At 69.1% G+C, this 23,806-nt stretch carries 25 protein-coding genes and 1 tRNA gene; 13 read left to right on the forward strand and 13 right to left on the reverse strand.

Features of this window, described 5'->3' with window-relative positions; translation table 11 throughout:
* Positions 1–20: 20 nt before the first annotated feature.
* A complete protein-coding gene (locus tag NHL60_RS03565; RefSeq protein ID WP_253449117.1) occupies positions 21–815 on the forward strand; it encodes an inositol monophosphatase family protein in 795 nt (264 codons plus the stop codon).
* 97 nt (positions 816–912) lie between these two features.
* Here NHL60_RS03565 and secF read toward each other — a convergent pair whose 3' ends face one another.
* The 5 genes from secF to queA form a co-directional block, all read right to left on the reverse strand.
* Positions 913–1,839, reverse strand: a complete 927-nt coding sequence (gene secF / locus NHL60_RS03570) for a protein translocase subunit SecF (protein WP_253449120.1) — start codon at positions 1,837–1,839, stop codon at positions 913–915.
* 9 nt (positions 1,840–1,848) lie between these two features.
* Positions 1,849–3,699, reverse strand: coding sequence for a protein translocase subunit SecD (secD, locus tag NHL60_RS03575; protein WP_253449123.1), 1,851 nt, complete (start codon positions 3,697–3,699; stop codon positions 1,849–1,851).
* A gap of 119 nt (positions 3,700–3,818) precedes the next feature.
* Positions 3,819–4,151: a preprotein translocase subunit YajC gene (gene yajC / locus NHL60_RS03580; RefSeq protein WP_253449126.1), complete on the reverse strand. Its 333-nt coding sequence runs from the start codon at positions 4,149–4,151 to the stop codon at positions 3,819–3,821.
* 120 nt (positions 4,152–4,271) lie between these two features.
* Complete coding sequence (gene tgt / locus NHL60_RS03585; protein WP_253451982.1) at positions 4,272–5,390, reverse strand: tRNA guanosine(34) transglycosylase Tgt; 1,119 nt, start codon at positions 5,388–5,390, stop codon at positions 4,272–4,274.
* A gap of 30 nt (positions 5,391–5,420) precedes the next feature.
* A complete protein-coding gene (queA, locus tag NHL60_RS03590) occupies positions 5,421–6,461 on the reverse strand; it encodes a tRNA preQ1(34) S-adenosylmethionine ribosyltransferase-isomerase QueA (RefSeq protein WP_253449128.1) in 1,041 nt (346 codons plus the stop codon).
* Between the two features lie 114 nt (positions 6,462–6,575).
* Here queA and NHL60_RS03595 point away from each other — a divergent pair.
* The 3 genes from NHL60_RS03595 (at position 6,576) to NHL60_RS03605 (ending at position 8,450) form a co-directional block, all read left to right on the forward strand.
* Positions 6,576–6,662 (forward strand) — tRNA-Leu (locus NHL60_RS03595).
* 142 nt (positions 6,663–6,804) lie between these two features.
* On the forward strand, positions 6,805–7,677 hold the full coding sequence (gene yghU / locus NHL60_RS03600) for a glutathione-dependent disulfide-bond oxidoreductase (protein ID WP_253449131.1): 873 nt from the start codon (positions 6,805–6,807) through the stop codon (positions 7,675–7,677).
* A 128-nt stretch (positions 7,678–7,805) separates the two neighbouring features.
* Positions 7,806–8,450: an alternative oxidase gene (locus tag NHL60_RS03605; protein WP_110068414.1), complete on the forward strand. Its 645-nt coding sequence runs from the start codon at positions 7,806–7,808 to the stop codon at positions 8,448–8,450.
* A gap of 22 nt (positions 8,451–8,472) precedes the next feature.
* Here NHL60_RS03605 and NHL60_RS03610 read toward each other — a convergent pair whose 3' ends face one another.
* The 3 genes from NHL60_RS03610 to NHL60_RS03620 all read right to left on the reverse strand — a co-directional run bounded on the left by NHL60_RS03610 (position 8,473) and on the right by NHL60_RS03620 (position 10,387).
* A complete protein-coding gene (locus NHL60_RS03610; RefSeq protein ID WP_253449134.1) occupies positions 8,473–8,856 on the reverse strand; it encodes a septal ring lytic transglycosylase RlpA family protein in 384 nt (127 codons plus the stop codon).
* A gap of 200 nt (positions 8,857–9,056) precedes the next feature.
* Positions 9,057–9,944, reverse strand: a complete 888-nt coding sequence (locus tag NHL60_RS03615; protein WP_110068416.1) for an LD-carboxypeptidase — start codon at positions 9,942–9,944, stop codon at positions 9,057–9,059.
* Positions 9,945–10,069: 125 nt separating this feature from the next.
* Positions 10,070–10,387 carry a hypothetical protein gene (locus NHL60_RS03620; RefSeq protein ID WP_110068417.1) on the reverse strand — a complete coding sequence of 106 codons (318 nt, stop codon included), beginning with the start codon at positions 10,385–10,387 and terminating at the stop codon, positions 10,070–10,072.
* Between the two features lie 144 nt (positions 10,388–10,531).
* Here NHL60_RS03620 and NHL60_RS03625 point away from each other — a divergent pair, with 144 nt between their 5' ends.
* Together NHL60_RS03625 and NHL60_RS03630 are read left to right on the forward strand one after the other, a co-directional pair.
* Positions 10,532–10,927 (forward strand): HIT family protein, encoded by a 396-nt coding sequence (locus NHL60_RS03625; RefSeq protein WP_110068418.1) that lies wholly within the window; start codon positions 10,532–10,534, stop codon positions 10,925–10,927.
* Between the two features lie 22 nt (positions 10,928–10,949).
* On the forward strand, positions 10,950–11,573 hold the full coding sequence (locus NHL60_RS03630; RefSeq protein ID WP_253451985.1) for a lysozyme-like domain containing protein: 624 nt from the start codon (positions 10,950–10,952) through the stop codon (positions 11,571–11,573).
* Positions 11,574–11,585: 12 nt separating this feature from the next.
* Here NHL60_RS03630 and NHL60_RS03635 read toward each other — a convergent pair whose 3' ends face one another.
* Together NHL60_RS03635 and NHL60_RS03640 are read right to left on the reverse strand one after the other, a co-directional pair.
* Positions 11,586–11,918 (reverse strand): hypothetical protein, encoded by a 333-nt coding sequence (locus tag NHL60_RS03635; RefSeq protein WP_253449137.1) that lies wholly within the window; start codon positions 11,916–11,918, stop codon positions 11,586–11,588.
* Positions 11,919–11,992: 74 nt separating this feature from the next.
* On the reverse strand, positions 11,993–12,937 hold the full coding sequence (locus tag NHL60_RS03640) for a patatin-like phospholipase family protein (RefSeq protein WP_253449140.1): 945 nt from the start codon (positions 12,935–12,937) through the stop codon (positions 11,993–11,995).
* Between the two features lie 160 nt (positions 12,938–13,097).
* Here NHL60_RS03640 and ftsH point away from each other — a divergent pair, with 160 nt between their 5' ends.
* Positions 13,098–15,074 carry an ATP-dependent zinc metalloprotease FtsH gene (gene ftsH / locus NHL60_RS03645; protein WP_253449143.1) on the forward strand — a complete coding sequence of 659 codons (1,977 nt, stop codon included), beginning with the start codon at positions 13,098–13,100 and terminating at the stop codon, positions 15,072–15,074.
* Positions 15,075–15,149: 75 nt separating this feature from the next.
* On the opposite strand, the gene NHL60_RS03650 is transcribed toward ftsH, so the two are convergent.
* Positions 15,150–16,616, reverse strand: coding sequence for a dihydrolipoyl dehydrogenase (locus tag NHL60_RS03650; protein WP_253449146.1), 1,467 nt, complete (start codon positions 16,614–16,616; stop codon positions 15,150–15,152).
* Positions 16,617–16,723: 107 nt separating this feature from the next.
* The gene (locus NHL60_RS03655) at positions 16,724–17,878 is read right to left on the reverse strand and encodes a diguanylate cyclase (RefSeq protein ID WP_253449150.1); all 1,155 of its coding nucleotides are present in this window, start codon (positions 17,876–17,878) and stop codon (positions 16,724–16,726) included.
* A gap of 339 nt (positions 17,879–18,217) precedes the next feature.
* Here NHL60_RS03655 and dbpA point away from each other — a divergent pair, with 339 nt between their 5' ends.
* The 6 genes from dbpA (at position 18,218) to NHL60_RS03685 (ending at position 22,488) form a co-directional block, all read left to right on the forward strand.
* Positions 18,218–19,621 carry an ATP-dependent RNA helicase DbpA gene (gene dbpA / locus NHL60_RS03660; protein WP_253449153.1) on the forward strand — a complete coding sequence of 468 codons (1,404 nt, stop codon included), beginning with the start codon at positions 18,218–18,220 and terminating at the stop codon, positions 19,619–19,621.
* 28 nt (positions 19,622–19,649) lie between these two features.
* Positions 19,650–20,552, forward strand: coding sequence for a PA4780 family RIO1-like protein kinase (locus NHL60_RS03665; protein WP_253449156.1), 903 nt, complete (start codon positions 19,650–19,652; stop codon positions 20,550–20,552).
* Positions 20,553–20,615: 63 nt separating this feature from the next.
* Positions 20,616–21,362, forward strand: coding sequence for a creatininase family protein (locus tag NHL60_RS03670; RefSeq protein WP_253449159.1), 747 nt, complete (start codon positions 20,616–20,618; stop codon positions 21,360–21,362).
* A gap of 87 nt (positions 21,363–21,449) precedes the next feature.
* The gene (locus NHL60_RS03675) at positions 21,450–21,641 is read left to right on the forward strand and encodes a 4-oxalocrotonate tautomerase family protein (RefSeq protein WP_253449162.1); all 192 of its coding nucleotides are present in this window, start codon (positions 21,450–21,452) and stop codon (positions 21,639–21,641) included.
* A 49-nt stretch (positions 21,642–21,690) separates the two neighbouring features.
* Positions 21,691–21,930 carry a hypothetical protein gene (locus NHL60_RS03680; RefSeq protein WP_253449165.1) on the forward strand — a complete coding sequence of 80 codons (240 nt, stop codon included), beginning with the start codon at positions 21,691–21,693 and terminating at the stop codon, positions 21,928–21,930.
* Positions 21,931–22,047: 117 nt separating this feature from the next.
* Complete coding sequence (locus NHL60_RS03685; protein WP_253449167.1) at positions 22,048–22,488, forward strand: DUF4399 domain-containing protein; 441 nt, start codon at positions 22,048–22,050, stop codon at positions 22,486–22,488.
* Positions 22,489–22,500: 12 nt separating this feature from the next.
* Here NHL60_RS03685 and NHL60_RS03690 read toward each other — a convergent pair whose 3' ends face one another.
* Positions 22,501–23,748, reverse strand: coding sequence for a hypothetical protein (locus NHL60_RS03690; RefSeq protein ID WP_253449169.1), 1,248 nt, complete (start codon positions 23,746–23,748; stop codon positions 22,501–22,503).
* Positions 23,749–23,806: the final 58 nt, after the last annotated feature.

Consider the following 23,806-nt stretch of genomic DNA (forward strand, 5'->3'; position numbering starts at 1 on the left):
CGACTCCCCAAGGCCCGATCATGCATCCGATGGTCCAATATGCGCTGCGTGCGGCACGCAGCGCCGGCGAACAGTTCCTGCGTATCCGTGAGCGTATCGAGAACGCCCACGAAGAGAGCAACCTCGATCGCCTGCTGGAAGACGCCGCCCGCAACGCCGAGGCGCTGATCGTCCGTCAGCTCTCCCGCGGTTACCCCCAGCACGGCGTCGTCGGCCGCTTTACCCCCCACCGCTCCGGTGAGGGTGAAGGTGCCGACACCCTGTGGAAGATCGAACCCTTCCACGGCTACTCCAACCTCGGCGTGGCCGCCTCCGGCTTCGCGCTGTCGGTGGTCTGCATGGTCAAGGGCCGCCCGGAGCATGCGGTGGTGATCTGTCCCTTCAGCGATGACGAGTACCTGGTCAGCCGTGGCCGCGGTGCCCAGCATAACGGCAAGCGCATTCGCGTGCCCAAGACCCACGCCGTGGGCGGTGCCCGCATCGCCATGGGTCTGCCCGAGACCTGGCTGCGTCCCCGCAACCTGCCCGCCTACCTGACCCTGGTCCAGCAGCTGGGCCCGGTCATCGAGGTGCAGCGCGCCTCCGGCAGCGGCCTGCTGGACCTGGCCGAGCTGGCCGCCGGCCGTGCCGACGCCGCCTTCGTGCTGGGCCTGGAGGAGCAGGACATGCAGGTCGGCACCCTGCTGCTCAAGGAGACCGGTGCCCTGATGGGGACCCCGGACGGCCAGCCGAAGGTCGAGGTGGAGGGCCAGCTGATGGCCGCGGGCCCGCGCCTCTACAAAGCCCTGGTGCAGCAGCTCAAGCCGCACTTCTAAGCTGAAGGCGCGAAGCCTGAAGCTGGAAGAAAAACCGCCCCCGCAGCGAAGCTGCGGGGGCGGTTTCGTTTGCAGGCTGCTCTCCAGCTTCCCGCTGTCAGGGCAGCTCCTCCTCGGCCTCGGCGTCCTCCTTCCTGGCGGGGATAAGGTCCTCGCGCTGGAGGTGCACGGCGAGAAGCAGGGCCGCGGCCACGTAGATGGAGGAGAAGGTCCCCACCACCACGCCGATGATCAGGGCGATCGAGAAGTGGTGGATCATGTCGCCGCCCAGCATCAGCAGCGCCATCAGCACCAGCAGGGTGGTACCGGACGTCGCCAGGGTGCGCGACAGGGTCATGTTGATCGCTTCGTTGAAGATCGCCGGCATGTCGTCGATGCGTGACTTGCGGATCGTCTCGCGGATGCGGTCATAGACCACGATGGTGTCGTTGAGCGAATAGCCGATCACCGCCAGCAGCGCCGCCAGCACGGTGAGGTCGAAGTCGAGCTGGAACAGCGAGAAGATGCCGACCACGATGATCACGTCGTGCATCAGCGCCAGAAGGGCGCCGATGGCGAACTTGTACTGGAAGCGGAAGGCCACGTAGATCATCACGATGCCCAGCGCCACCAGCAGGCCGAGGCCCGACTGGTCGCGCAGCTGCTCGCCCACCTGGGCGCCGACGAACTCGGCGCGCACCAGCTCCACGCTGTCGCCGCCGGAGCGCAGCAGCTGCACCACGCGGTCGCCCACCTCGGGGTCGAAGGCCTGCTGCAGGCGGATCAGCACCTCGGTGGAGGCGCCGAAGGTCTGCACCGAGACGTCGCGGAACTCGGCGGCCTCCAGGGTCTGGCGCACGGCCTCCAGCGAAGGCGCCACGGCGTAGCGCACCTCCACCAGGGTGCCGCCGGTGAAGTCCAGCCCCAGGTTGAGCTGCTGGAAGAGCAGCGAAATGATCGACGCCAGGATCAGGGCGGCCGAGATCGCGAAGGCGACCTTGCGCTTGCCCATGAAGTCGAACTGTCGATTGATCAGGGTTTTCATGAGCACCTCTTAAATCCAGAGCTTCTTGACCGGCTTGCCGCCGTAGACGAGGTTCACCATGGCGCGGGTCACCAGCAGGGCGGTGAACAGCGAGGTGATGATCCCCAGCGACAGGGTCACGGCGAAGCCCTTGACCGGGCCGGTGCCGATCGAGAACAGGATCACCGCCACCAGCAGGGTGGTGATATTGGCATCGACGATGGAGGTGAAGGCGCGCTCATAGCCGGCGTGGATCGCCTGCTGTATCGAGAGCCCGCCGCGCAGCTCCTCACGTATGCGTTCGAAGATCAGCACGTTGGCGTCCACCGCCATCCCCAGGGTCAGCACGATGCCGGCGATGCCGGGCAGGGTGAGGGTGGCGCCGAGCAGCGACATGGCCGCCATCAGCAGGGTCAGGTTCAGCGCCAGCGCGACGTTGGCGATGATGCCGAACACCTTGTAGCGGATCAGCATGAAGAGCACCACCAGCAGCAGGCCGATCTGCACCGACATCACGCCGCGCTTGATGTTCTCGGCCCCCAGGCTCGGGCCGATGGTGCGCTCCTGCACGAAGTAGATCGGTGCGGCCAGCGAGCCGGAGCGCAGCAGCAGGGCGAGCTCGGCGGCCTCGGTGGGCGAATCGAGCCCGGTGATGCGGAAGCTGTTGCCCAGGGCGCTCTGGATGGTGGCCAGGCTGATGATGCCGCGCTCGGTGTAGGGCTCGCGGACGATCACCTCCTCGCCGTCGACCACCTCGACGCTGTCGCGGGTCTTGTGCTCGATGAAGATCACCGCCATGTTGCGACCGATATTGGTGCGGGTGGCGCGGTTCATCAGGGTGCCGCCGGTGCCGTCCAGGTTGATGTTGACCTGGGGGCGGCCGTTCTCGTCGAAGCTGCGGCTGGCGCTGGAGACGCTGTCGCCGGTGATGATGACGTCGCGCATCAGCTCGGCGGTGCGCGACTCGTCGTTGCGAAAGCCCAGGCGCTCGGTCTCGTTGTCCGGCGTATCCGGACGCGCCTCGAGGCGGAACTCCAGGTTGGCGGTGGCGCCCACTACCCGCTTGGCAGCCACGGTGTCCTGGACCCCGGGCAGCTCCACCACGATGCGGTCGGGGCCCTGGCGCTGCACCATGGGCTCGGCCACGCCCAGCTCGTCCACCCGGTTGCGCAGGGTGGTGAGGTTCTGGTTGACCGCGTAGTCCTGGATCTCGTTGACCGCCTGGTCGGTAAGCGTCATGGCCAGCGCCGCGCCGCGGCCGTCGCCCACGTTCTGGTAGTCGAAGTCGCGGAACTCGCGGCTGATCAGACGGCGGGCCGCATCGCGGTCCTCCTCGGTGGTGAAGGTCAGCGTCAGGGTGCGCCCCTCGATCTCGGTGCCGCGGTAGCGGATGCGCTCGCTGCGCAGCTGCTCGCGCATGGCGCTGGCATTGACCTCGAGGCGCTGGGTCACCGCGGCGTCCATGTCCACCTCCAGCAGGAAGTGCACGCCGCCGCGCAGGTCGAGGCCGAGCGTCATGGGCGAGGCGGAGAGCGCCTGCAGCCAGGCCGGAGTGGATTCGGCCAGGTTCAGGGCCACCACGAAGTCGTCGCCGAGCATGGCGGCGATGCGGTCGCGGGCCTGGAGCTGTTCATCGGCGTCGTCGAGGCGGATCAGCACGCTGCTCTCGTCGCGTTCGACGGCCTTGATGGTGATACCGGCGTCGCGCAGGGCGCTCTGGATGCGCTCCAGTTCGCCTTCGTCGACGGTGGCGTCGCCGCTGGCGCTGCTGATCTGCACCGCCGGATCTTCGGGGTAGAGGTTGGGCAGCGAATAGACCAGGCCGGCGGCGAGGATGACCAGTATCAGCAGATACTTCCACAGTGGGTAACGGTTGAGCATGGGAGCCCTGCCCTCAGGTTGCGGACATCAGGGTGGTGACGTGAAGACGTCACGATCGCCGCAGGGTTCCTGCGACGATCGAAAGCGGCCCCGCAGGGGCGGGGCCGGAAGGACACGACTCAGATGGACTTGATGGTGCCCTTGGGCAGCACCGCCGCGACGGCGTTCTTCTGCACGTTGATCTGGGTGCCTTCGGCGACTTCCATGGTCAGGAATTCGCTTTCGTCGCTCACCTTGGTGATGCGGCCCAGCACGCCGCCGCCGATGACGATCTCGTCACCCTTGGCGAGGCTGCCGATCAGCTGCTTGTGCTGCTTGGCCCGCTTGGCCTGGGGGCGCCACAGCAGGAAGTAGAAGATCAGCACGAAGCCGAGCAGCATGACGATCTGGGCCATGCCGCTGCCGGCGGCGGCGTCCTGGGCATAGGCCGGAGCGATGAGGAAATCCAGCATGGGTGGGTGTCTCCTGGTTGGTATGAAAAGTTGGTATGAAAGGTCGAGATGGGTAAGGGGTGCTGCCCGCCTGGGCGGGCCAGCGCTCCCCGGCGCGCCCGTCAGGGGCGCCGGGGGCGATCAATTCGGAGCGGGAGGCACCGGCAGGCCGCGCCGTGCATAGAAGCCTTCCACGAAGTTCGCCAATGTACCCGCTTCGATGGCACCGCGCAAACCGGCCATCAGGCGCTGATAGTGGCGCAGATTGTGGATGGTGTTGAGCATGGAGCCAAGCATCTCGCCGCAGCGATCCAGGTGGTGCAGATAGGCTCGGGAGAAGTGCTGGCAGGTGTAGCAGTCGCAGTCGTCTTCCAGCGGGCGGGTATCATGGCGGTGCTTGGCGTTGCGGATCTTGACCGTGCCCTCGGCGGTGAAGAGGTGGCCGTTCCGGGCATTGCGAGTCGGCATCACGCAGTCGAACATGTCGACCCCGCGGCGCACCCCCTCCACCAGATCCTCGGGCTTGCCCACGCCCATCAGGTAGCGGGGTTTCTCCTCGGGCATCCAGGCGGGCAGGTAGTCCAGGGTCCGGATCATCTCCTCCTTGGGCTCGCCCACCGAGAGGCCGCCGATGGCCAGGCCGTCGAAGCCGATGTCGAGCAGCCCCTTGAGCGACTGCTCGCGCAGCTCGGGGTACATGCCGCCCTGGATGATGCCGAAGAGCGCCGAGGGCGACTCGCCGTGGGCCTCCCGGGAGCGCTTGGCCCAGCGCAGGGAGCGCTCCATGGAGAGCGCGGCCTCCTTCTCGGTGGCCGGGTAGGGGGTGCACTCATCGAAGATCATCACCACGTCGGAGCCCAGCGAGCGCTGCACCGCCATGGACTCCTCGGGGCCCATGAACACCTTGGCGCCGTCCACCGGCGAGCGGAAGTGCACGCCCTGCTCGGTGATCTTGCGCATGGCGCCGAGCGAGAAGACCTGGAAACCGCCGGAGTCGGTGAGGATCGGCTTGTGCCACTGGGCGAAGTCGTGCAGGTCGCCGTGGCCCTCGATCACCTCCATGCCCGGGCGCAGCCAGAGGTGGAAGGTGTTGCCGAGGATGATCTCGGCGCCGATCTCCTCCACGGAGGCCGGGGTCATTCCCTTGACGGTGCCGTAGGTGCCCACCGGCATGAAGGCCGGCGTTTCGACCGTTCCCCGGGGAAAGGTCAGTCTGCCGCGGCGGGCCCGGCCGTCGGTGGCCAGGCGCTCGAAGGACATGAAGCATTCGTTACGCATGAGGGTCTCGGATCAGGAAGGCTGGCGGGTCAGGAACATCGCATCGCCATAGCTGAAGAAGGCGTAGCGCTGGGCCACCGCCTCGGCGTAGGCCGCCATGGTGGTGTCGTAGCCGGCGAAGGAGGAGACCAGCATCAGCAGGGTGGACTCCGGCAGGTGGAAGTTGGTGATCAGGGCGTCCACGCAGCGCCACTCGTAGCCGGGGTAGATGAAGATATCGGTCTCGCCGCGATAGGGGGCGATCTCGCCGCTGCCGCTCTTCAGGCAGGCGCTCTCCAGGCAGCGCACGCTGGTGGTGCCCACGGCGATCACCCGGCGGCCGGCGGCGCGGGCGGTGCGCACCTTGGCGCAGACCTCCTCGTCCACCTCCAGCCACTCGCTATGCATGGCGTGCTCGCGGATATCGTCCACGCGCACCGGCTGGAAGGTGCCGGCACCCACGTGCAGGGTGACGAAGGCGTGCTCCACCCCCTTTGCGGCAAGCGCCTCGAGCAGCGGCTCGTCGAAGTGCAGCCCTGCGGTGGGCGCGGCCACCGCGCCGGCGCGGCGGGCATAGACGGTCTGGTAGCGCTCGCGGTCGGTACTCTCGTCCTCGCGGTCGATATAGGGCGGCAGCGGCATATGGCCGTGCGCCTCGAGCAGCGCGATCAGCGGCGTCTCACCCAGGAAGCGCAGTTCGAACAGGGCGTCCCGGCGCCCCTCCACCACGGCGCGGATGCCGCCCTCGAACTCAAGCTCGGTGCCCGGTTTCGGCGACTTGCTCGAGCGCAGGTGGGCCAGGCCGCGGTGGGCGTCCAGGGGGCGCTCCAGCAGCATCTCCACCTTGCCACCGCTGGCCTTGTGGCCGTGCAGGCGGGCGGGGATCACCCGGGTATCGTTGAAGACCAGCAGATCGCCGGGCTCGAGCAGCTCGAGGAGGTCCGGGAAGCGGCGGTGGGCCAGCTCGCCGCTGGCGCCGTCGACGCACAGCAGCCGGCAGTCGCTGCGCTGCTCGGAGGGATAGCGGGCGATCAGCTCGTCGGGGAGCTCGAAATGGAAGTCGGCGCGCTGCATGGGCGGTATCGGAATCCGGTGTCTTGGCAAGCCGCCTAGGATACCGGCTCGATCGGGGGAAGTCAGGACCCAGATTGACCCGCCGCCGGGCCCACGTATAATGCCTCTCGCGTTGCCGGCGTGGCGAAATTGGTAGACGCAGGAGATTCAAAATCTCCCGGGGGCAACCTCTTGTCGGTTCGAGTCCGACCGCCGGTACCAGTGTTTTGCAGACCCTCTTCCAGAACGGCCGCCCCAGGGCGGTCGTTCGCGTTTGTGCAACGCTCTGGTGTTTGGCTCGCCGCGCCGGGCGCTGCGGGGTATCGTGGTTGCCGAACATCATGTCCCTGCTAATGGAGTCAGCATGAGCGATCACGTCTACGTTCCGCCCCGGGTCTGGAAGTGGGAGCAGCCCAGCGGCGGCACCTTCGCCAGCATCAATCGGCCCGTGGCCGGCCCCACCCATGACAAGGCACTGCCGGTGGGCAAGCACCCGCTGCAGCTCTACTCCCTGGCCACGCCCAACGGGGTCAAGGTCACGGTGATGCTGGAGGAGCTGCTGGCGCTGGGGCATGCCGGCGCCGAGTATGACGCCTGGCTGATCCGCATCGGCGATGGCGACCAGTTCGGCAGCGGCTTCGTCGAGGTGAACCCCAACTCCAAGATCCCGGCGCTGATGGACCGCTCCGCCAGCCCGCCCCAGCGGGTCTTCGAGTCCGGCGCCATCCTGCTCTATCTGGCCGAAAAATTCGGCGAGTTCCTGCCCGACGGTCACGCCGAGCGCACCGAGACCCTCAGCTGGCTCTTCTGGCAGATGGGCAGCGCCCCCTACCTGGGCGGCGGCTTCGGCCACTTCTACGCCTATGCGCCTGAGAAGCTCGAGTACCCCATCAACCGCTTCGCCATGGAGGCCAAGCGCCAGCTCGACGTGCTGGACCGCCGCCTGGCGGAGTCGCGCTACCTGGGGGGCGATATCTACACCATCGCCGATATCGCCAACTGGCCCTGGTACGGTCAGCTGGTGCTGGGGCGGCTCTATGACGCGGGGGAGTTCCTGCAGGTGCAGGAGTACCGGCACGTGCTGCGCTGGGCGCAGGAGATCGATAGCCGGCCGGCGGTGCAGCGCGGGCGCATGGTCAACCGCACCTTCGGCGAGCCCGAGATGCAGCTGCACGAGCGGCACGACGCCGGCGACTTCGAGACCCGTACCCAGGACCGGCTCGGCTCCGAGGGCTGAGGAGCACCACTGCCGGGGCGAGGCGCGACTCGTCCCGGCCTGGGGAACCCCCCGGCGGCCCGCAAGTCTCTGAAGTGGGTACGTTCCATCACTGGAGCGTTCAGCTACCGAGACAAGGAGAGTGTTGCATGAGCTCCCAAGAAGCGTCTTCGCCTTCCGACCCGCCCCTTCGCCGCCACCACCGCCCCAGCGGATTCTCCGACTGGTTTGCCTACCGGCTGGTGCGCTTCATGCGCTTCTTCGCCGACCTGTTCTTCGCCGGGCGCTACGGCCACCGCGCCGTGGTGCTGGAGACGGTGGCCGCCGTGCCGGGCATGGTGGGTGGAACGCTGCAGCACTTGCGCTCCCTGCGGCGCCTGAAGGGCGACGATGGCTGGATTCGTACCCTGCTCGACGAGGCCGAAAACGAACGCATGCACCTGATGACCTTCATCGAGGTGGCGCGGCCCACCCGGTTGGAGCGGGCTCTGATCGTGCTGGCCCAGGGGGCGTTCTACAACCTCTTTTTTCTGCTCTATCTCTGTTCGAGCAGGACGGCCCACCGGGTGGTGGGCTATCTCGAGGAGGAGGCGGTGATCAGCTATACCGAGTATCTCGAGGGCATCGACAGCGGGAAGTACGAGAACATTCCGGCGCCGCAGATCGCCATCGACTACTGGAAGCTTCCCGCCGATGCGCGCCTGCGCGAGGTGGTCGAGGCGGTGAGGGCCGACGAGGCCGACCATCGCGACGTCAACCACGATTTTGCCGACCAGATCGCCGGCGGCCGCTGAGCGCCGGGCGATGGCGCTCGCCTCAGTTGATGGCGGTGATGATCACCGGAGCCACGCCGCGGTTGAGCATGCCGAGCTCCCGGGCGGCGCGCTTGGAGAGGTCGATGATGCGTCCTTTCACGAAGGGGCCGCGGTCGTTGATCACCACGGTGACCTCGCGGCCGGTGTCCGGTCGGGTCACGACGACTTCGGTGCCGAAGGGCAGGTCGGGGTGGGCGGCGGTCAGCTGGTTCTGGTCGAATCGCTCACCGCTGGCGGTGGCTCGGCCGTGGAACTTGTCGTGATAGAAGGAGGCGTAGCCTTCCTGAATCTCCGCCTCGGCCTCATGGGCCAGGGCCGCCTGGGTACCGAGGGTCAACGCGCCTGTCAGGCAGCAGGCGAGGAACAGTCTCGATCGGGTTCCCATCTGGGTTTCCTCAGGGTCTCTCGTAGTGCGGGTCGCGTATGCTGCGATGCAGCGAGTTGCCAAAGGGCGAGTCGATAGTAGCCGCCTTTCCCGGAGGCCACAACCCTTTCTCGGAGATCGGCGAAGATGGCCGCAGAATAGCGACAATCTCCTAATGCAGTGTTCGCTATGAGCCGGGCCCATGACGGCAGGGGCCGCGCCTACCCGGCCATGATCAGCTCCCCCCCTTCGATAAGACCCGGTGCGCCCACCCGCCAGGGGCGATTGTCCAGGCCGTGGCCGACGGGCAGCCCGTGGTAGAGCGGCACGTCCAGCGGGGCCAGGGTCTCGGCGATGATGGCCTCCAGCGGGGTCGCGTCGAAGGCGCTGCACCCCTCGAAGGTGCCCAGGCAGATCGCGCCGGCGGCGTCGAGGGCGCCGCCGTGAACCAGCTGCCAGAGGGCCCGCTCCAGGCGGTAGTAGGGCTCGCCCACGTCCTCGAGCACCACCAGGGCCCCGGCAGGCGCATGAAAGGCCGCCGGTGTCCCCGCCAGGCTCGCCAGGGTGATGAGGTTGCCGCCCACCACCGGGCCCGCCAGGCGTGCGGGGGCCTCGCCCCAGGGGCGGAGGGGCAGGCGCTGTTCGGCAGGCCCGCCTATCAGCGTCAGGGTCTCCTCGAACTGTCGGCGGACAAGGGCGCGGGCCTGCGCGTCGTCCTCCAGGAGTCTGCCCGCCGCCTTGACCACCGGGCCGTGGATGGCCGGCAGCTCCTGGCGGCGCCAGTGATCGAGCAGCACGGTGACGTCGGAGAAGCCCACCAGCGGCTTGGGGTGCGCCTTGAGGTGCGCCCAGTCGATGCCGTCCAGCAGCTGGGCGGCGCCATAGCCGCCGCGGATGGCCCAGACCGCCCGGGTATCGGGGTCGGCGTAGGCGGCATGCAGCTGATCCAGGCGCCACTGGCGCTCGCCCGCCAGGTAGCGGGTCGGACGCTGCAGCGGTTCGGGGCAGTGCACCCGGACGTCCAGGGACTCGAGCCCGCGAATGCCGGCCGCCACGGCGGCGGCATCGGTGACCGAGGAGAGGGCGACGAGGCTGATGGCAAGCGGCATGGTCGGGTTCCGGCAGTGGCGAGGGCTCCAAGGATGGCATGGCCAGGCGCCGCCTGCATCCGGCCTCGGAAACGAAAACGCCCCATCCGAAGATGGGGCGTGGGAGCTGTCGACGAGGGCGTGCGTCAGTGTCGCGGCGCCGTCTCCTCCTCGAACAGCTCTGCCTTGGCCTCGCGCATCACGTCCTCGCAGGCGGCCTGGTGGGCCAGCTGGGTGAGCAGGCTCTGGGTCACGGCAAAGCCCTTGCCCAGGCAGGTGTCGATCTCGTCCCGACTCACCGTCGGGGTCACGTCGCAGTCGATCTTCAGGGTTCTGCTGCCGCCGTCCAGCCGGTCGGCAAAGTCACGCAGCTGCCAGGCGATTCGTTCCTTCCAGCTAGCTGATTCATCCGCGCTCTCGTTTACGCTAAACGTGCACCGCCATTCAGGTTTGTAGACCTTCATGTGAACCTCCGTGCTGGCTTGGAATGAATGATCGATCGTGTATTCTGCTCCGTACAGGGATGTTGCACCCTCCAGCATACCGATTTCGCACCGCTGTTGCAGGCATCAATGCAGCGGCACGACCAATGAGTCAGGAGAGCACCGATGGCGAGCGTCTTTACCCGTATCATCCAGGGAGAGATCCCGGGGCATTTCGTCCACGAGGACGACCAGTGCGTGGTCATCATGACCATCCAGCCGATGAAGCCCGGCCATGTGCTGGTGATCCCCCGGGAGGAGGTGGACCACTGGGATGATCTCTCTGAGCCCCTCTACCAGCACCTGATGAGCGTCTCGCGGCGCCTGGCCAAGGCGATCAAGCGGGCCTTTCCCTGCAAGCGGGTCGGCATGCTGGTGGTGGGACTGGAGGTGCCCCACGTGCATATTCATCTCACCCCCCTGGACGAGATGAGCGATATCCAGGTGGTGGATCTGCCCATGGCCGACCAGGCGGATCTGGCGGCCGCTGCCGAGAAGCTGCGTGCGGCCCTGGCGGCGTAGCGGTAGCGGCCGCCTCTTCGGCCTGCGTGCCGGGCTGCTGGCCGCCGGCCTGGCCCTGCTCTCCGGCTGCGCAGCCCTGGCGCCGTCGCCACCGCAGGATCAGAGCAACCTCTGTGAGATCTTCCGCGAGCAGCCCCGCTGGTACGACTATGCGCGGGCGTCCGAGGAGCGCTGGGGCACGCCCATCGCCACCCAGATGGCCTTTATCCAGCAGGAGTCATCCTTCCAGAGCCATGTGCGCCCGCCCCGCAAGCGCTACCTGGGGTTCATTCCCGGCCCCAGGCCCTCCTCGGCCCGGGGCTATGCCCAGGCCCTGGACCCGGTGTGGGGCGAGTATCGCGAGGCGCAGGGTGGCACCCTGGCCCGGCGCAGCCACATGAAGCACGCCACCGACTTCATCGGCTGGTACAACGCGCGCAGCCAGCGGCAGGCCGGCATCTCGCTGCGCAACCCCGAGCACCTCTACCTGGCCTACCACGAGGGGGCGGGGGGCTATCAGCGCGGCACCTGGCGTGGCAAGCCCGCCGTGCAGCGCGCCGCCCGCCAGGTCTCGGCGCGCGCCGGCCGCTATCAGGCGCAGCTGGCGAGCTGCGAGGCGGAGTTCCAGTGCCGGCGCTTCTATCAGGTCGGACCCTTCTGCCGCTGAGCCCGTGGTGGTTCAGGCGAGCGCCTGCCACCCCTCGTGGGCGCAGCTGCCGCAGCGGTAGAAGGCTTCGAAGCCGCCATACTCGCTCTCGCGAATGGTGCCCCGCTGGAAGCGGTAGCTGCGCAGGCTGCACACCGGGCAGCGCTCCACCTCGTCGCGGGGCGCCCTGGGAGGCGGCACGGTCGACGTCGGCGCCGCGGGGGGCTCCTCGCCCAGGCGCTCAAGCTCCTCAGCCAGCGAGCCTGCCAGGGAGCTGGCTCGCTCGCGGTGCTCGCTGGCAGCCAGGCTGGCCAGTTCATCAATCCTGGCCTTGAGGTCGGCCATCCGTGCGGTGATATCGGCCATCGCGCGTCTCCTGCGGGGGCGGTGGGGGCTCTCCTGAGCATAACCTCCCGGCGTCGGTCGGGCACGGGGATCCGTCAGGGTCGGGCCGCATCGGCCTGGATGGCGAGCCAGATGGTGAGCTGGTCACGCAGCTCATCGGCCACCGCCTCGCTCTGGGCCAGGATCTCGTGGATGCGATTGAAGTGCAGCAGGCGCACGCCGGCGGCTTCGGGCTTCAGGTAGAGGTGCGGCGGCTGGCGCTCCAGGGCCTGCCGGATCAGCGACTGCTGCATGATGCTGAAGGTCTTGAACAGCAGGTCGGTGATGCCGGGCTGGGGCTCGCTGTCCGGGTCGCGGCTGCCGGAGACGTCCACGGCGATCACCAGGTCCATCTCCTCCATCAGCAGGTCGTAGGGCAGCGGGTTGGAGGTGCCGCCGTCGATCAGCAGCTGGTCGCCGCGGTGCACCGGCTTGAACAGCCCCGGCACCGCCATGCTCGCCTCGATGGCGGCGAACAGCGGCCCCTCCTCGATGACCACGCTCTCGCCGCTCCAGTAGTCGGTGGCCACCACCGCGAGCGGAATGCGCAGATCGTCGAAGCGCCGCGCCTCGGTGTGACCGGCCAGAAAACGGAGAAAACCGCCGGAGTCGAAGAGGCCGCCGTCGCTGAGGCCCAGCTGCAGCAGGTCCATCAGGTCCAGCTCCGAGCCCGCCAGGCCCGAGAGAGCGTCCAGGGGGGAGCCCGCCACATCGTCGAAGATGTCGAGGAGCTCCTCGGCGGAAAGCCCCGCCGCATAGAGCCCGCCGATCACCGCGCCGATGCTGGTGCCGGTGATGCGGTCGGGAAGGATCTCCAGCTCGTCGAGCACCTGCAGCACGGCGATATGGGCCAGCCCGTTGGCGCCCCCGGAGCCCAGCGCCAGGCCCAGGGTGGGGCGCTCCGAGGCGCCGGCCTGGCCGCAGAGCAGCCCCAGGGTCAGGGCAGCGGCCAGCAGATGGCGGACGGGGCGGGGCAGGGGACGAGTGGTCGATTGTCGCACGCTGGGCTCCAGGCGATGTCGGCGGGAAGCGCCCCGAGGGGCCTTGCGCCACTATGCCACAGCCGGGCTCGGCGGGCGTGGTGGGAGGTGAGGTTCGAACGGGTTGCCAGGCGGGAGGCAAAGGGCCATGTTGAAGGCTGTGAGTGCGACGGAGAGTGACATGGCCGAGCCCAGGGGCCCCGCCCCTCGCCCCGCCCCTCGCCCCGACCCTTCCGACCCCAGGCCACCCGCTCCCGATGGCGGCGGTGGCGATGACCGTCAGGATGGCGGCCCCCCTGGCGGGAACGGGCTGCCGCGCCAGCAGTGGCTGCTGTTCGTCTGGATGGCGGTGGCGATCCTGCTGATGTTTCACTACCTGGAGGGTGCCGACCGCCAGGCCCGGGTGGAGCTGACCTATTCCGACTTCCTCGAGGCGGTGGACGCCGGCCACGTGGGGGAGGTAACGCTGCGCGGCCAGGCCCTGGAGGGCGTCTTCAGCGACTCCGGCCGCCTCGATCTGGACCTGGGCGAGACCCGCGCCTTTACCACCACCCGCCCGGACGTGGAGAGCGAGCGCCTGCTGGAGCGCCTCGAGGCACAGCAGGTACGCATCGCCGCGCGCCCGGCGGAGCCCGCGGGGTGGCAGCGCCTGCTGATGGGGGTGGTGCCCTGGCTGCTGATGCTGGCGCTGCTGTTCTGGTTCTGGAATCGCATGCAGGAGCGCATGACCGGCGGCAGCGGCACCTTCGGCATGGGCAGGTCCCGGGCGCGCCTGGTGGAGCCCCAGCAGAGCAAGGTGACGCTGGAGGACGTGGCGGGCTCCGAGAACGCCAAGCGCGATATCTTCGAGGTGATCGAGTTCCTCCGGGAGCCCGAGCGCTTCAAGGCGCTGGGCGCGCGGATGCCTCGAGGTATCCTGATGATGGGGCCGCCCGGCACCGGCAAGACGTTGATGGCCAAGGCGGTAGCGGGCGAGGCCGGGGTGCCCTTCTTCAGCATCAGCGGTTCGGAGTTCATCGAGATGTTCGTTGGGGTGGGGGCCTCCCGGGTCCGCGACCTCTTCCGCCAGGCCAAGGAGAAGGCCCCCTCCGTGGTCTTTATCGACGAGATCGACTCCATCGGCCGCACCCGGGGGACCGGGGTGGGCGGCGGCCATGATGAACGCGAGCAGACCCTCAACCAGATCCTGGCCGAGCTGGACGGCTTCGAGGGCCACGAGGCGGTGGTGGTGCTGGCCGCCACCAACCGCCCCGATGTGCTGGACCCGGCGCTGCTGCGCCCCGGTCGCTTCGACCGCAAGGTGACCCTGGAGAACCCCCATCGCGAGGCCCGGGAGGCGATTCTCGGGGTCCACACCCGGCGCATGCCGCTGGCGGGTGACGTGGACCTGGCGCGGCTGGCCGAGATCACCATCGGCTTCTCGGGGGCGGATCTTGCCAACCTGGCCAACGAAGCCGCCCTGCTGGCCGGGCGGCGCGGCTGCAGCGAGGTGGACTGGGCCTGCTTCCTGGATGCTCGGGACCGGCTGATGCTGGGAGAGGAGCGCGAGATGGGGCTCTCCGAGGCCCAGCGCCGCCTGGTGGCCTACCACGAGGCGGGCCATGCGCTGCTCGCCCATCTGCTGCCCCACGCCGACCGCCTGGAGAAAGTCACGGTGCTGCCCCGGGGGCGCACCCTGGGCGTTACCGCTCAGGTGCCCGACGAGGAGCGAGTCAACTACGGCGAGTCCTGGCTGCGCGACCGCATCACGGTGCTCTTCGGTGGGCGCCTGGCCGAGTCCATCGTCTATGGCGAGGTGAGCAGCGGCGCGGAGAACGACCTGGAGCAGGCGACCCGCCTGGCGCGGCGCATGGTGGCGCGCTGGGGCATGAGCGAGCGGGTGGGGCCCATGGCCCTTTCCCAGGGGCAGGAGCACGTCTTCCTGGGGCGCGAGATGACCCAGCTGCGCGAGCATAGCGAGGCCTCGGCGGGCCTGCTGGACGACGAGATCCGCCGGCTGCTGACGGAGCTGGAGGTGCGAGGACGTCGGCTGCTGGAGCAGCACCGCGGCGAGCTGGATCGCCTGGCCGAGGCCCTGGCGGCTCGGGAGACCCTGGAGGGCGAGGAGATCCGCGAGGTGCTGGAAGGGGGCGCCTCGCGGCTGCCGGTGCGGGCCTGACCACGGTAGCGCCCGGGGGGCCGTTCAGGCACCCCGGGCGCTGCTTCCCTGGTGGGACCTGCCCGGCGGAGTGGCTCAGTCGCCCGGGCCGCACTCCATGCAGCGTTCGGTGATCGCCGGCCCCAGCTTGAGGTTGGCGTTGAGGTCGCGCAGGGCGCCGCGCAGCCCCTCCTCGACCACCGGGTGATACCAGGGCATGGCCAGCATCTGGCCGACGCTGAGCTTCTGCTCCAGGGCCCAGGCCAGCAGGTGTGCCATATGCTCCACCCGGGGACCTAAGAGCTCGGCGCCGAGGAACTGCCCGGAGCCCTGCTCGGCATAGACGCGCATCAGGCCCCGGTTCTCCCGCATCACCAGGGCGCGCCCCTGGTCCTCGAAGGAGGCCTCGCCCACGGCCAGGCAGTCGCAGCCGCCCAGGCGCTTCTCCAGCGTTGCGTAGCCCTCGCCCACGGTGGCCATCTGAGGCTCGGTGAAGACGATGGCGAGCGGCACGTTGCGTCGGCCGGCGCGCAGCTCGGGGAAGCGCCCGGCGTTGTCGCCGGCGATGCGCCCCTCGCTGTTGGCCTCATGGAGCAGCGGCAGCTCCTGGTTGGCGTCGCCGGCGATAAAGAGATGGCTGGGGCTCTCGTCGGCGTTCAGGCACTGCAGGGTGAAGCGGTTGAAGCGCGGCACGCCGCGCTCGTCCAGGGCCAGGCCGGCCTTCTCCAGGTCCAGCCGGTCGACGTTGGGGCGCCGCCCGGTGGCAGCCAGCAGGTAGTCGAAGCGTTCGGTGAGGGTCTCGCCGCTGTCGCGCTCGACGAAGGTGATCACCACGGCGTCGCCGTCGCGCTCGATCTTCTCGACCCGGGCGTCGGGGTCGACGTAGAACTCCTCGTTGAAGGCGGCCTCGGCGCTGGCACGCACCTTCTCGTCCCGGAAGGGGCCCAGGGCGCGGCCCACGCCGAACACCCGCAGTCGCACCCCCAGGCGGTGCAGCGCCTGGCCCAGCTCCAGGCCGATCACCCCCGGCCCGAACACCGCCACGGACTCCGGCAGGTCGTCCCATGCGAAGACGTCATCGTTGATGATCAGCCGGTCGCCGGCGGCGTCGAACATCCCGGGCCAGGTGGGGCGCGAGCCGGTGGCGATGATGATGTTGCGGGCGGTCACCCGAGTGTGGTCACCGACGCTCAGGGTGTGGGGATCCACGAAGCGGGCATGGCCCTCCAGGCGGTCCTGGTCGGGGATGCGCCGCATCGACTTGAAGACCCGCCCTACGAAGCCGTCGCGCTCCTGCTTGACCCTAGTCATGACGGCGGTGCCATCCACCTCGACCCCGCTCACCCGGATGCCGAAGCCCCCGGCATCCCGGGCCCGATGGGCGGCCTCGGCGGCGGCGATCAGCAGCTTCGACGGCATGCAGCCCACCCGAGCGCAGGTGGTGCCGAAGGCACCCCCCTCGATCAGTACCACGCTGTCGCTGTGCCGGCGGGCGGCGTGCCAGGCGCTCAGGCCGGCGCTGCCGGCGCCGATGATGGCGATATCGACCTCACGTTGCTGCATCGGGCTCTCCTTCCCTCGAGAATCGTTCATCCACTATGGCACAGAGGAGTCTCGCGGGGCCGGCATGCCGGGGCGGCGTCTTGACGCAGGAGCCGCGAGGCCTGTGTTCAGGTCGCCGCCATGACCCGGTTGCGACCCGCTTCCTTGGCGCCATAGAGGGCGGCGTCGGCCCGCTCCAGGGCCTGCTCCGGCGCTTCGTCTCCTTGCAGGCTGGCCACGCCGATGCTGGCGGTGACGGGCACCCGCAGGTGGTTGTGGTCCGGAAAGTGGTGCGTTTCCACGGCCCGGCGAATGCGTTCGGCCACCTCGGCCGCCCTGTCGCCAGGGGTGTTGAGCAGCAGGATGACGAACTCCTCGCCGCCGTAGCGGGCCACGCAGTCGTCGTTGCGCGTCTGGGCCAGCAGCACCCGGGCGAACTCTGCCAGGATCAGGTCGCCGACGGAGTGGCCGTGGGTATCGTTGATCTTCTTGAAGTGGTCGATATCCATCATCAGCACCGCGCAGGGGGTCAGGCTGCCGCTGGACTGCTCCTCGCGGCGCCAGGCCTGGAGCTTCTCCAGATGCAGCGACAGGGCGCCGCGGTTGAGCAGGCCGGTGAGGGGGTCATGGGTGGCCTGGCGGTAGACCCGCATCAGCAGGCTGAGCTGGAAGTGGTTGGCGGCCAGGGATACCACCAGCAGGCTGGTCAGCAGCCAGAGCCCCTCGAATCCCGCCGGCGTCAGCCAGCTGCCGTCGACCATCTGGGCGAAGGCCAGCAGCCAGAGCAGGGCGAGTCCCGCGGCCAGGGACTCCAGGATGGTAAAGGGGAAGACGCTCAGGGCGGCGACCAGCAGGAAGGGGATAAAGGCATAGCCCGCCAGCCGGGAGGCATCCCCATTGGGCAGTAGTATCAGCACCAGGGCATAGAAGGCCGCCGGCAGCGCGAGCAGGAAGCCGGCGCTGAGGCGAATGCGTCCGATATGCTCGCGGCTGGCCCTGGCCAGCAGCAGAACACCGAGCAGGCCTGCCAGCAGGAGGCCGCGGCCGATCAGGGTGGTGCCCCACAGCTCGCGAGGCAGCATCATGGCGTCCACCAGCGCCCATAGCGGGGTGAGCAGCAGGAAGATGCCCCCGACGGCCAGTACCCGATTGCGCAGGTAGTGGGCGTGGGAGTAGGCGAAGTCCAGCGAGTGGTGGCGGTTGCTGAAGGTGTCCCGAATCGACGTCAGGCTGGCTCTCAGCTCACCGCTGCTGCGCGGTGACCCGAAGGGAGGGCCTGGCACATGGCGCCTGCGCTGCTCGGGCCTCGGGGGGCTCCCTCTTTCGATTGGGCTCGACATGGGTAGGCAGCTCGTCTTGACCCCACCTTTCTCGGGGTGTGATGAAGTAGGAATGCAGGCCATCATAGCAGAGAGCCCGGACCGGCTTCGCGGTGAACGGTTTCAGCAGCGAACCGGGTGCCATTCTGCTATCCTGCAGGCCTTCAATTCTCTCGCTTCCCCGGGCTTGCCCGGTCAGCGCCGCTCGGCCTTCGCCGCTTCATAGACTGTCGACTCCGGCCGCTACCGGCCCCGGTCGGCTTGCTGTCGCTGGCGCTCCCTATTTGTCTGCAGGATCTTCCCTTGTCTGATGCCTCCCCCGATACCGCTTTCGCCACGCTGCCGCTGGCCCCGGCGCTGATCGATAATCTCGCCTCCCTGGGCTTTGCCGCCATGACGCCGATCCAGGCCGAGGGCCTGCCGCCGATCCTGGCCGGTCGCGACGTGATCGCCCGCGCCAAGACCGGCTCCGGCAAGACCGCGGCCTTTGGCCTGGGGCTGCTGTCGCGGCTCGACCCGGCGAGCTTCCGGGTGCAGGGGCTGATCCTCTGCCCGACCCGTGAGCTCGCCGACCAGGTGGCCGGCGAGCTGCGCCGGCTGGCGCGCACCCTGCCCAACGTCAAGGTGCTGACCCTGTGCGGCGGCGCCCCCTTCGGCCCCCAGCTCGCCTCCCTGGCCCACGGCGCCCACCTGGTGGTGGGCACCCCGGGCCGCATCGAGGAGCACCTGCGCAAGGGCTCGCTGGTCCTCGACGGGCTGGCGACCCTGGTCCTGGACGAGGCGGATCGCATGCTCGACATGGGCTTCCAGGCGAGCCTCGAGGCGATCGTCGCCGAGACCCCGGCGTCGCGCCAGACGCTGCTGTTCAGCGCCACCTTCTCCGACGCCGTGCGCCCCGTGGCCGCGGCGCTGATGCGCGACCCGGTGACGGTGGAGGTGGCCGAGACCCACGACGCCGGCAGCATCCATGAGCGGGTCTACCGGGTCGCCGACGGCGACAAGGCGCGCCTGGAGGCGCTCTGCCGGCTGCTGCTGCACTTCCGCCCGGGTAGCAGCGTGGTGTTCTGCAACACCAAGCGCGAGACCGACGAGGTGGCCCAGGCGCTCGGGGCGGCGGGCTTCAGCGCTCTGGCGCTGCACGGCGACCTGGAGCAGGCCGACCGCGACCGGCTGCTGGTGCTCTTCGCCAATCGCAGCGCCTCCATCCTGGTGGCCACCGACGTGGCGGCCCGGGGGCTCGACATCGCCGAGCTGGATGCGGTGTTCAACTACCGGATCGCTCGGGAGCTCGAGGTGCACGTGCACCGGGTCGGGCGTACCGGCCGGGCCGGCAGCGCCGGCATCGCCTGCACCCTGGTCGGCGAGGGCGAGGCCTACCGGCTGGCGCGCCTCAACGACTTCCTCGGCGAGCCACTGGAGGAAGCCCCGCTGCCGCCCCGCGCGGTGCTCGCCCGGGAGCCGCTGGTACCGCCCATGGCGACCCTGCAGCTGGGGTCCGGCAAGAAACAGAAGGTGCGCCCCGGCGATATCCTCGGCGCCCTGACCGGCGAGGCGGGGCTGGCCGGCGACCAGGTGGGCAAGATCAAGGTGCTGGCCAACAGCGCCTATGTGGCCGTGCGGCGCGAGGTGGCCGACGCGGCCCTGGCGCGGCTGCTCGACGGTAGAATCAAGGGGCGCAGCGTGCGCGCCCGGCGGGTCGGCCGGTGAGGCGCCTCGGCGAATTTCGGGAGATGAGATGAAGATACCCAAGCGACTGCAGCCGCTGGTGGACGACGGCCTGATCGAGGCGGTCGAGAGCCAGCTGATGAGCGGCAAGGAGGCCCAGGTCTACGTGGTGCGCTCCCACGGCGAGCGGCGCTGCGCCAAGGTCTTCAAGGAGGCCAAGCAGCGCAGCTTCAAGCAGGCCGTGCAGTACCAGGAGGGGCGCCGCGAGCGTAACAGCCGCCGCTCCCGGGCCATGGCCAAGAAGACCCGCTACGGCCAGAAGGAGCAGGAGCAGGCCTGGCTCAACGCCGAGGTCGACGCCCTCTATCGCCTGGCCGCGGCGGACGTGCGGGTGCCCAAGCCCTATGGCTTCATCGATGGCGTGCTGCTGATGGAGATGATCTCCGACGCCGAGGGCTTCACCGCCCCGCGCCTGGACGACGTCACCCTGAGCGCCGAGCAGGCCCGCGAGTCCTACGCCAAGATCATCCGTGACGTGGTGAAGATGCTGTGTGCCGGCCTGGTGCACGGGGATCTCTCCGAGTTCAACGTGCTGATGGCCGCCGACGGCCCGGTGATCATCGACCTGCCCCAGGCGGTGGACGCCGCCGGCAACAACAGCGCCGAGATGATGTTCGAGCGCGACGTGGACAACATGCGCCGCTACTTCGGCCGCTTCGCTCCGGAGCTTCTGGCCACCGACTACGGCAAGGAGATCTGGGCGCTCTATGAGGCGGGCGAGCTGCATCCGGAGAGCGAACTCACCGGCTGTTTCGTCCACGACACCGCGCCGGTGGATGTGGGCGACCTGATGACGGTGATCGAGGACGTGCGCGACGAGGAGGCCTATCGCCGAGCGGCCCTCAACCGCGGCGACGAGCCCGGGGTGGAGGAGGCCGCCGAGGAGTGGCAGGCGGCCCAGAAGGAGCGCTGAGGCAGCGGTGGTGCCGTGTATCTGCCATCATGGTCCCATCGACCACGGCATGGGAGCGCAGCGATGCGACTGCAGCACGCCACCTGGCAGGAGGTGGAAGCCTATCTGGAGCGCGCCAGGGGCATCATCCTGCCCATCGGCTCCACCGAGCAGCACGGCCCCAACGGCCCGATGGGCACCGACGCCCTCTGCCCCGAGACGATCGCCTGGACCCTGGGCGAGCGTCACGGGGTGCTGGTCGGCCCGACCCAGGCGATCGGCGTGGCGCAGCACCACCTGGCCTTTCCCGGCAGCCTGACCCTGCGGCCGAGCACCCTGGTCGCGGTGCTGCGCGACACCATCGAGTCGCTGGCGCACCACGGCTTTACCCACGTCTTCTTCCTTAACGGCCATGGCGGCAACGTGGCCACCGTGAACGCGGCCTTCGCCGAGGTGCTCGGCGAGCGCAGCCTGCGGCGCGAAGTGGCCGGCGAGCTGCAGCTGCAGCTGTTCAACTGGTTCGCCGGTCGCCGCGGCCGCGAGCTGGCCGAGTCGCTCTACGGTGATGCCGAGGGCAGCCACGCCACCGCCTCCGAGGTGTCGCTGGCCTGGCATGCCGCCCCGGCGACGCTGCGCGACGTGGCCATGTCGCCGCGCCGTGCGCCCGCCGGCAGCGCCCAGTGCGACGCCCACACCTTCCGCCGGCGCTTCCCCGATGGCCGCATGGGCTCCGACCCCTCCCTGGCCAGCGCCGAGCACGGTGCGCGCTTCCTCGAGGCGGGGGTCGAGGACGCCTGGGAGGCCTATCGGGCCTTCGTGGAGGACGCCTGAGGGCGCGCGTGCCGGACGCTTTATGAAACCCGCCGCTGGCGGGTTTCTGCTATCGTGACCTGCCCATTTTCCGTTGCAGGAGGCGTCATGCCCATCGTCACCGTTCAGCAGTTTCCCCGCGACCTGGAGCAGAAGCGCGAGCTGGCGCGGCGCATCACCGAGGCCTTCGAGGAGGTCTACGGCGCCCGGGCCGACTCCGTGCAGGTGTTCTTCCAGGAGGTAGACGGCGAGCACTGGGCCCGGGGCGGCGTGATGGGCTGCGATGCCGAGCCGGGCTGAGCGCCTGCTGACTACACGACCCTGCTGAGACACCACAAGGAGTGACACCATGAAGCCGAGCCACAAGGCCTGGATCCAGGGACACCTGGAAGAGATCTTCACCGCCGTCCTGACCGCCTTCTTTACCGCCCTGATGTTCCGGGTGGGGCAGGGCATGCTCTTCTCCATCGTCAGCGGCCTGGCGCTCGCCTACCTGGTGCGCCTGGTGGCGGTGCCCAGAGCGGTGCGTGCCATCAAGCGTCGCCTGCCCTGGTTCGATGATGCCCGGAGCGACGAGGCCTCTCGCTGACAGGCCATCGCGCTACCCCGCCGGGGCGCCCTCCTGGCGCATTTCGTCTAGGCTTGTTCAGGCGGCGCAGGCCGTCTGCCTGCCGCTGCGGGATGTCAAACCAAGGAGGCGATAACAATGTACAAGTGGAACTGTTCCCTGGCAGTGGGGCTGTTTGCCGGCGCCCTGCTCGCAGCGCCGGCGATGGCGGACCTGGAGCGGGTCTCGGCCCCTGAAGGCGCCGAGGTCTACTTCATCTCGCCCGAGGACGGGGCGACCCTCTCGGGCCCGGTGACCGTGCGCATGGGGCTCAAGGGGATGGGGGTGGCCCCGGCGGGCGCCGACTTCCCCGACACCGGCCATCACCACCTGCTGGTGAACATGCCGCTGGAAGATGTGGACCTGGACGCGCCGCTGCCCTTCACCGACCATACTCGCCACTTCGGCGGTGGCCAGACCGAGGGCAGCCTGGAGCTCGAACCGGGCGAGTACCGCCTGCAGCTGCTGTTCATGGACTACCGCCATGTCAGCTTCGATCCGCCGCTGGTCTCCGACGTCATCACCGTGACCGTGGAGTAATGCGGCCTGCCGTCAGGCGCCGCCGAGGCGACTGACGGCCATTATCCCCAGGGCGCCGGCCAGGGCGAGCCCGATTACCGCCAGCGAGCCGGTCAGGCTCTCCATCAGCTCCGGCGCCACCAGCATGACGCCGCCCAGCGCCAGCATCACCATCCCCCCGATCAGCTTCAGGGTGCGGCCGTGGGTCTCCTGCATGCGGCCGATGCTGAGCGTCGCAATGGCGACCGCCAGGATGGCGATCTCGATCGCCAGGTAGACCAGCAGATAGACGGCCAGCAGCCCGGCGAAGGCGATCCCCTCGACCCCGGCCTCGGCCAGCAGCGAGGTCCAGACCACCGGAAAGCCGGCGGTGCAGGGCAGCTCCACCAGGGCCACGCCGCCGGCCAGCACCACGGTGACCAGCAGGGTCACGGGAAGCGGGCGCTCCCGGCGCACCTCGCGGCTGCCGCGATAGATATGGGGCTTGAAGCGTTCGGGAATGCTGAAGGAAAAGCCCTGCCTGAAGGCAAAGTAGTCCTTGACGTTGACCGCGCCGAACACCAGGGCGAACAGCGCCACCACCAGCTGGATACCGGCCAGGTGACGGGCCACGGAGAGGGCGGCGAAGAGCCCGGCGATGAAGAGGCCGTAGAGGCTGGCGGTGACCAGCAGAAAGGTGCCGCCCACCGCGGCGGTGCGGGCCCGGGAGCCGCTGCCCAGGATCATCGCCAGCAGCACGCTGAGGACCCAGATCGAGCAGGGATTGAAGCCGTCCACGAAGGCGATCAGCAGGGTGGCGAAGAGCATCGACTCCCCGGCCAGATCGATGCGCCCCAGGGGGCCCAGGTCGAGCCGCCAGCGGGAGGCGTCGGCCGCCGCTGGCTCCGAGGAGAGCCGCGCCTCCAGCCCCTCCACGATGGCCGGCGAGAAGCCCACCCACACCTGGTCGCCCAGGATGAAGGTGGGCACGGCATTGGGCGTCCTGCCGAGCTCGGCCATCATGGCGAGAAAGCGGGCGCGCCCGTCCGGGTCCTGCACCACCTCGATGCGCCGCACCTCGAGGTCGGGCCGCTCCGTTTCCAGACGATCCAGCCAGGCGGCGGCCTCCTGGCAGAAGGGGCAGTGGTCGCGCCAGAAGTACCAGAGCACCTCGGCCTCGCCGCGCGCCTCCACCGGGGGCGTTGCCGCCTGGGCCTGGGGCGCCAGCGCCAGGAGCAGGGCCAGCAGGGTGCCGAGCAGCAGCCGGGATAGCGTGGTCTGGGGGAGGGCGGGAGTGATCATCCGGTTTCCTTGCGGGACGCGTCGAGACTCGACAGAGTATGCCGCAGGGAGTCCCCGC

This window comes from Halomonas sp. Y3, assembly GCF_024137965.1.
In the GTDB taxonomy this organism is placed as follows: domain Bacteria; phylum Pseudomonadota; class Gammaproteobacteria; order Pseudomonadales; family Halomonadaceae; genus Halomonas; species Halomonas mongoliensis.

Excerpts from the sequence above, each read along its gene's own strand:
- secD (WP_253449123.1), bottom strand. The coding sequence starts at position 3,699 with ATGCTCAACCGTTACCCACTGTGGAAGTATCTGCTGATACTGGTCATC.
- NHL60_RS03665 (WP_253449156.1), top strand. The coding sequence starts at position 19,650 with ATGAAGATACCCAAGCGACTGCAGCCGCTGGTGGACGACGGCCTGATC.
- NHL60_RS03650 (WP_253449146.1), bottom strand. The coding sequence starts at position 16,616 with ATGCAGCAACGTGAGGTCGATATCGCCATCATCGGCGCCGGCAGCGCC.
- queA (WP_253449128.1), bottom strand. The coding sequence starts at position 6,461 with ATGCAGCGCGCCGACTTCCATTTCGAGCTCCCCGACGAGCTGATCGCC.
- NHL60_RS03690 (WP_253449169.1), bottom strand. The coding sequence starts at position 23,748 with ATGATCACTCCCGCCCTCCCCCAGACCACGCTATCCCGGCTGCTGCTC.
- NHL60_RS03605 (WP_110068414.1), top strand. The coding sequence starts at position 7,806 with ATGAGCTCCCAAGAAGCGTCTTCGCCTTCCGACCCGCCCCTTCGCCGC.
- yghU (WP_253449131.1), top strand. The coding sequence starts at position 6,805 with ATGAGCGATCACGTCTACGTTCCGCCCCGGGTCTGGAAGTGGGAGCAG.
- NHL60_RS03680 (WP_253449165.1), top strand. The coding sequence starts at position 21,691 with ATGAAGCCGAGCCACAAGGCCTGGATCCAGGGACACCTGGAAGAGATC.
- NHL60_RS03635 (WP_253449137.1), bottom strand. The coding sequence starts at position 11,918 with ATGGCCGATATCACCGCACGGATGGCCGACCTCAAGGCCAGGATTGAT.
- NHL60_RS03620 (WP_110068417.1), bottom strand. The coding sequence starts at position 10,387 with ATGAAGGTCTACAAACCTGAATGGCGGTGCACGTTTAGCGTAAACGAG.
- NHL60_RS03685 (WP_253449167.1), top strand. The coding sequence starts at position 22,048 with ATGTACAAGTGGAACTGTTCCCTGGCAGTGGGGCTGTTTGCCGGCGCC.
- NHL60_RS03670 (WP_253449159.1), top strand. The coding sequence starts at position 20,616 with ATGCGACTGCAGCACGCCACCTGGCAGGAGGTGGAAGCCTATCTGGAG.
- secF (WP_253449120.1), bottom strand. The coding sequence starts at position 1,839 with ATGAAAACCCTGATCAATCGACAGTTCGACTTCATGGGCAAGCGCAAG.
- ftsH (WP_253449143.1), top strand. The coding sequence starts at position 13,098 with ATGGCCGAGCCCAGGGGCCCCGCCCCTCGCCCCGCCCCTCGCCCCGAC.
- tgt (WP_253451982.1), bottom strand. The coding sequence starts at position 5,390 with ATGTCCTTCGAGCGCCTGGCCACCGACGGCCGGGCCCGCCGCGGCAGA.
- NHL60_RS03615 (WP_110068416.1), bottom strand. The coding sequence starts at position 9,944 with ATGCCGCTTGCCATCAGCCTCGTCGCCCTCTCCTCGGTCACCGATGCC.
- NHL60_RS03675 (WP_253449162.1), top strand. The coding sequence starts at position 21,450 with ATGCCCATCGTCACCGTTCAGCAGTTTCCCCGCGACCTGGAGCAGAAG.
- yajC (WP_253449126.1), bottom strand. The coding sequence starts at position 4,151 with ATGCTGGATTTCCTCATCGCTCCGGCCTATGCCCAGGACGCCGCCGCC.
- NHL60_RS03610 (WP_253449134.1), bottom strand. The coding sequence starts at position 8,856 with ATGGGAACCCGATCGAGACTGTTCCTCGCCTGCTGCCTGACAGGCGCG.
- NHL60_RS03625 (WP_110068418.1), top strand. The coding sequence starts at position 10,532 with ATGGCGAGCGTCTTTACCCGTATCATCCAGGGAGAGATCCCGGGGCAT.
- NHL60_RS03565 (WP_253449117.1), top strand. The coding sequence starts at position 21 with ATGCATCCGATGGTCCAATATGCGCTGCGTGCGGCACGCAGCGCCGGC.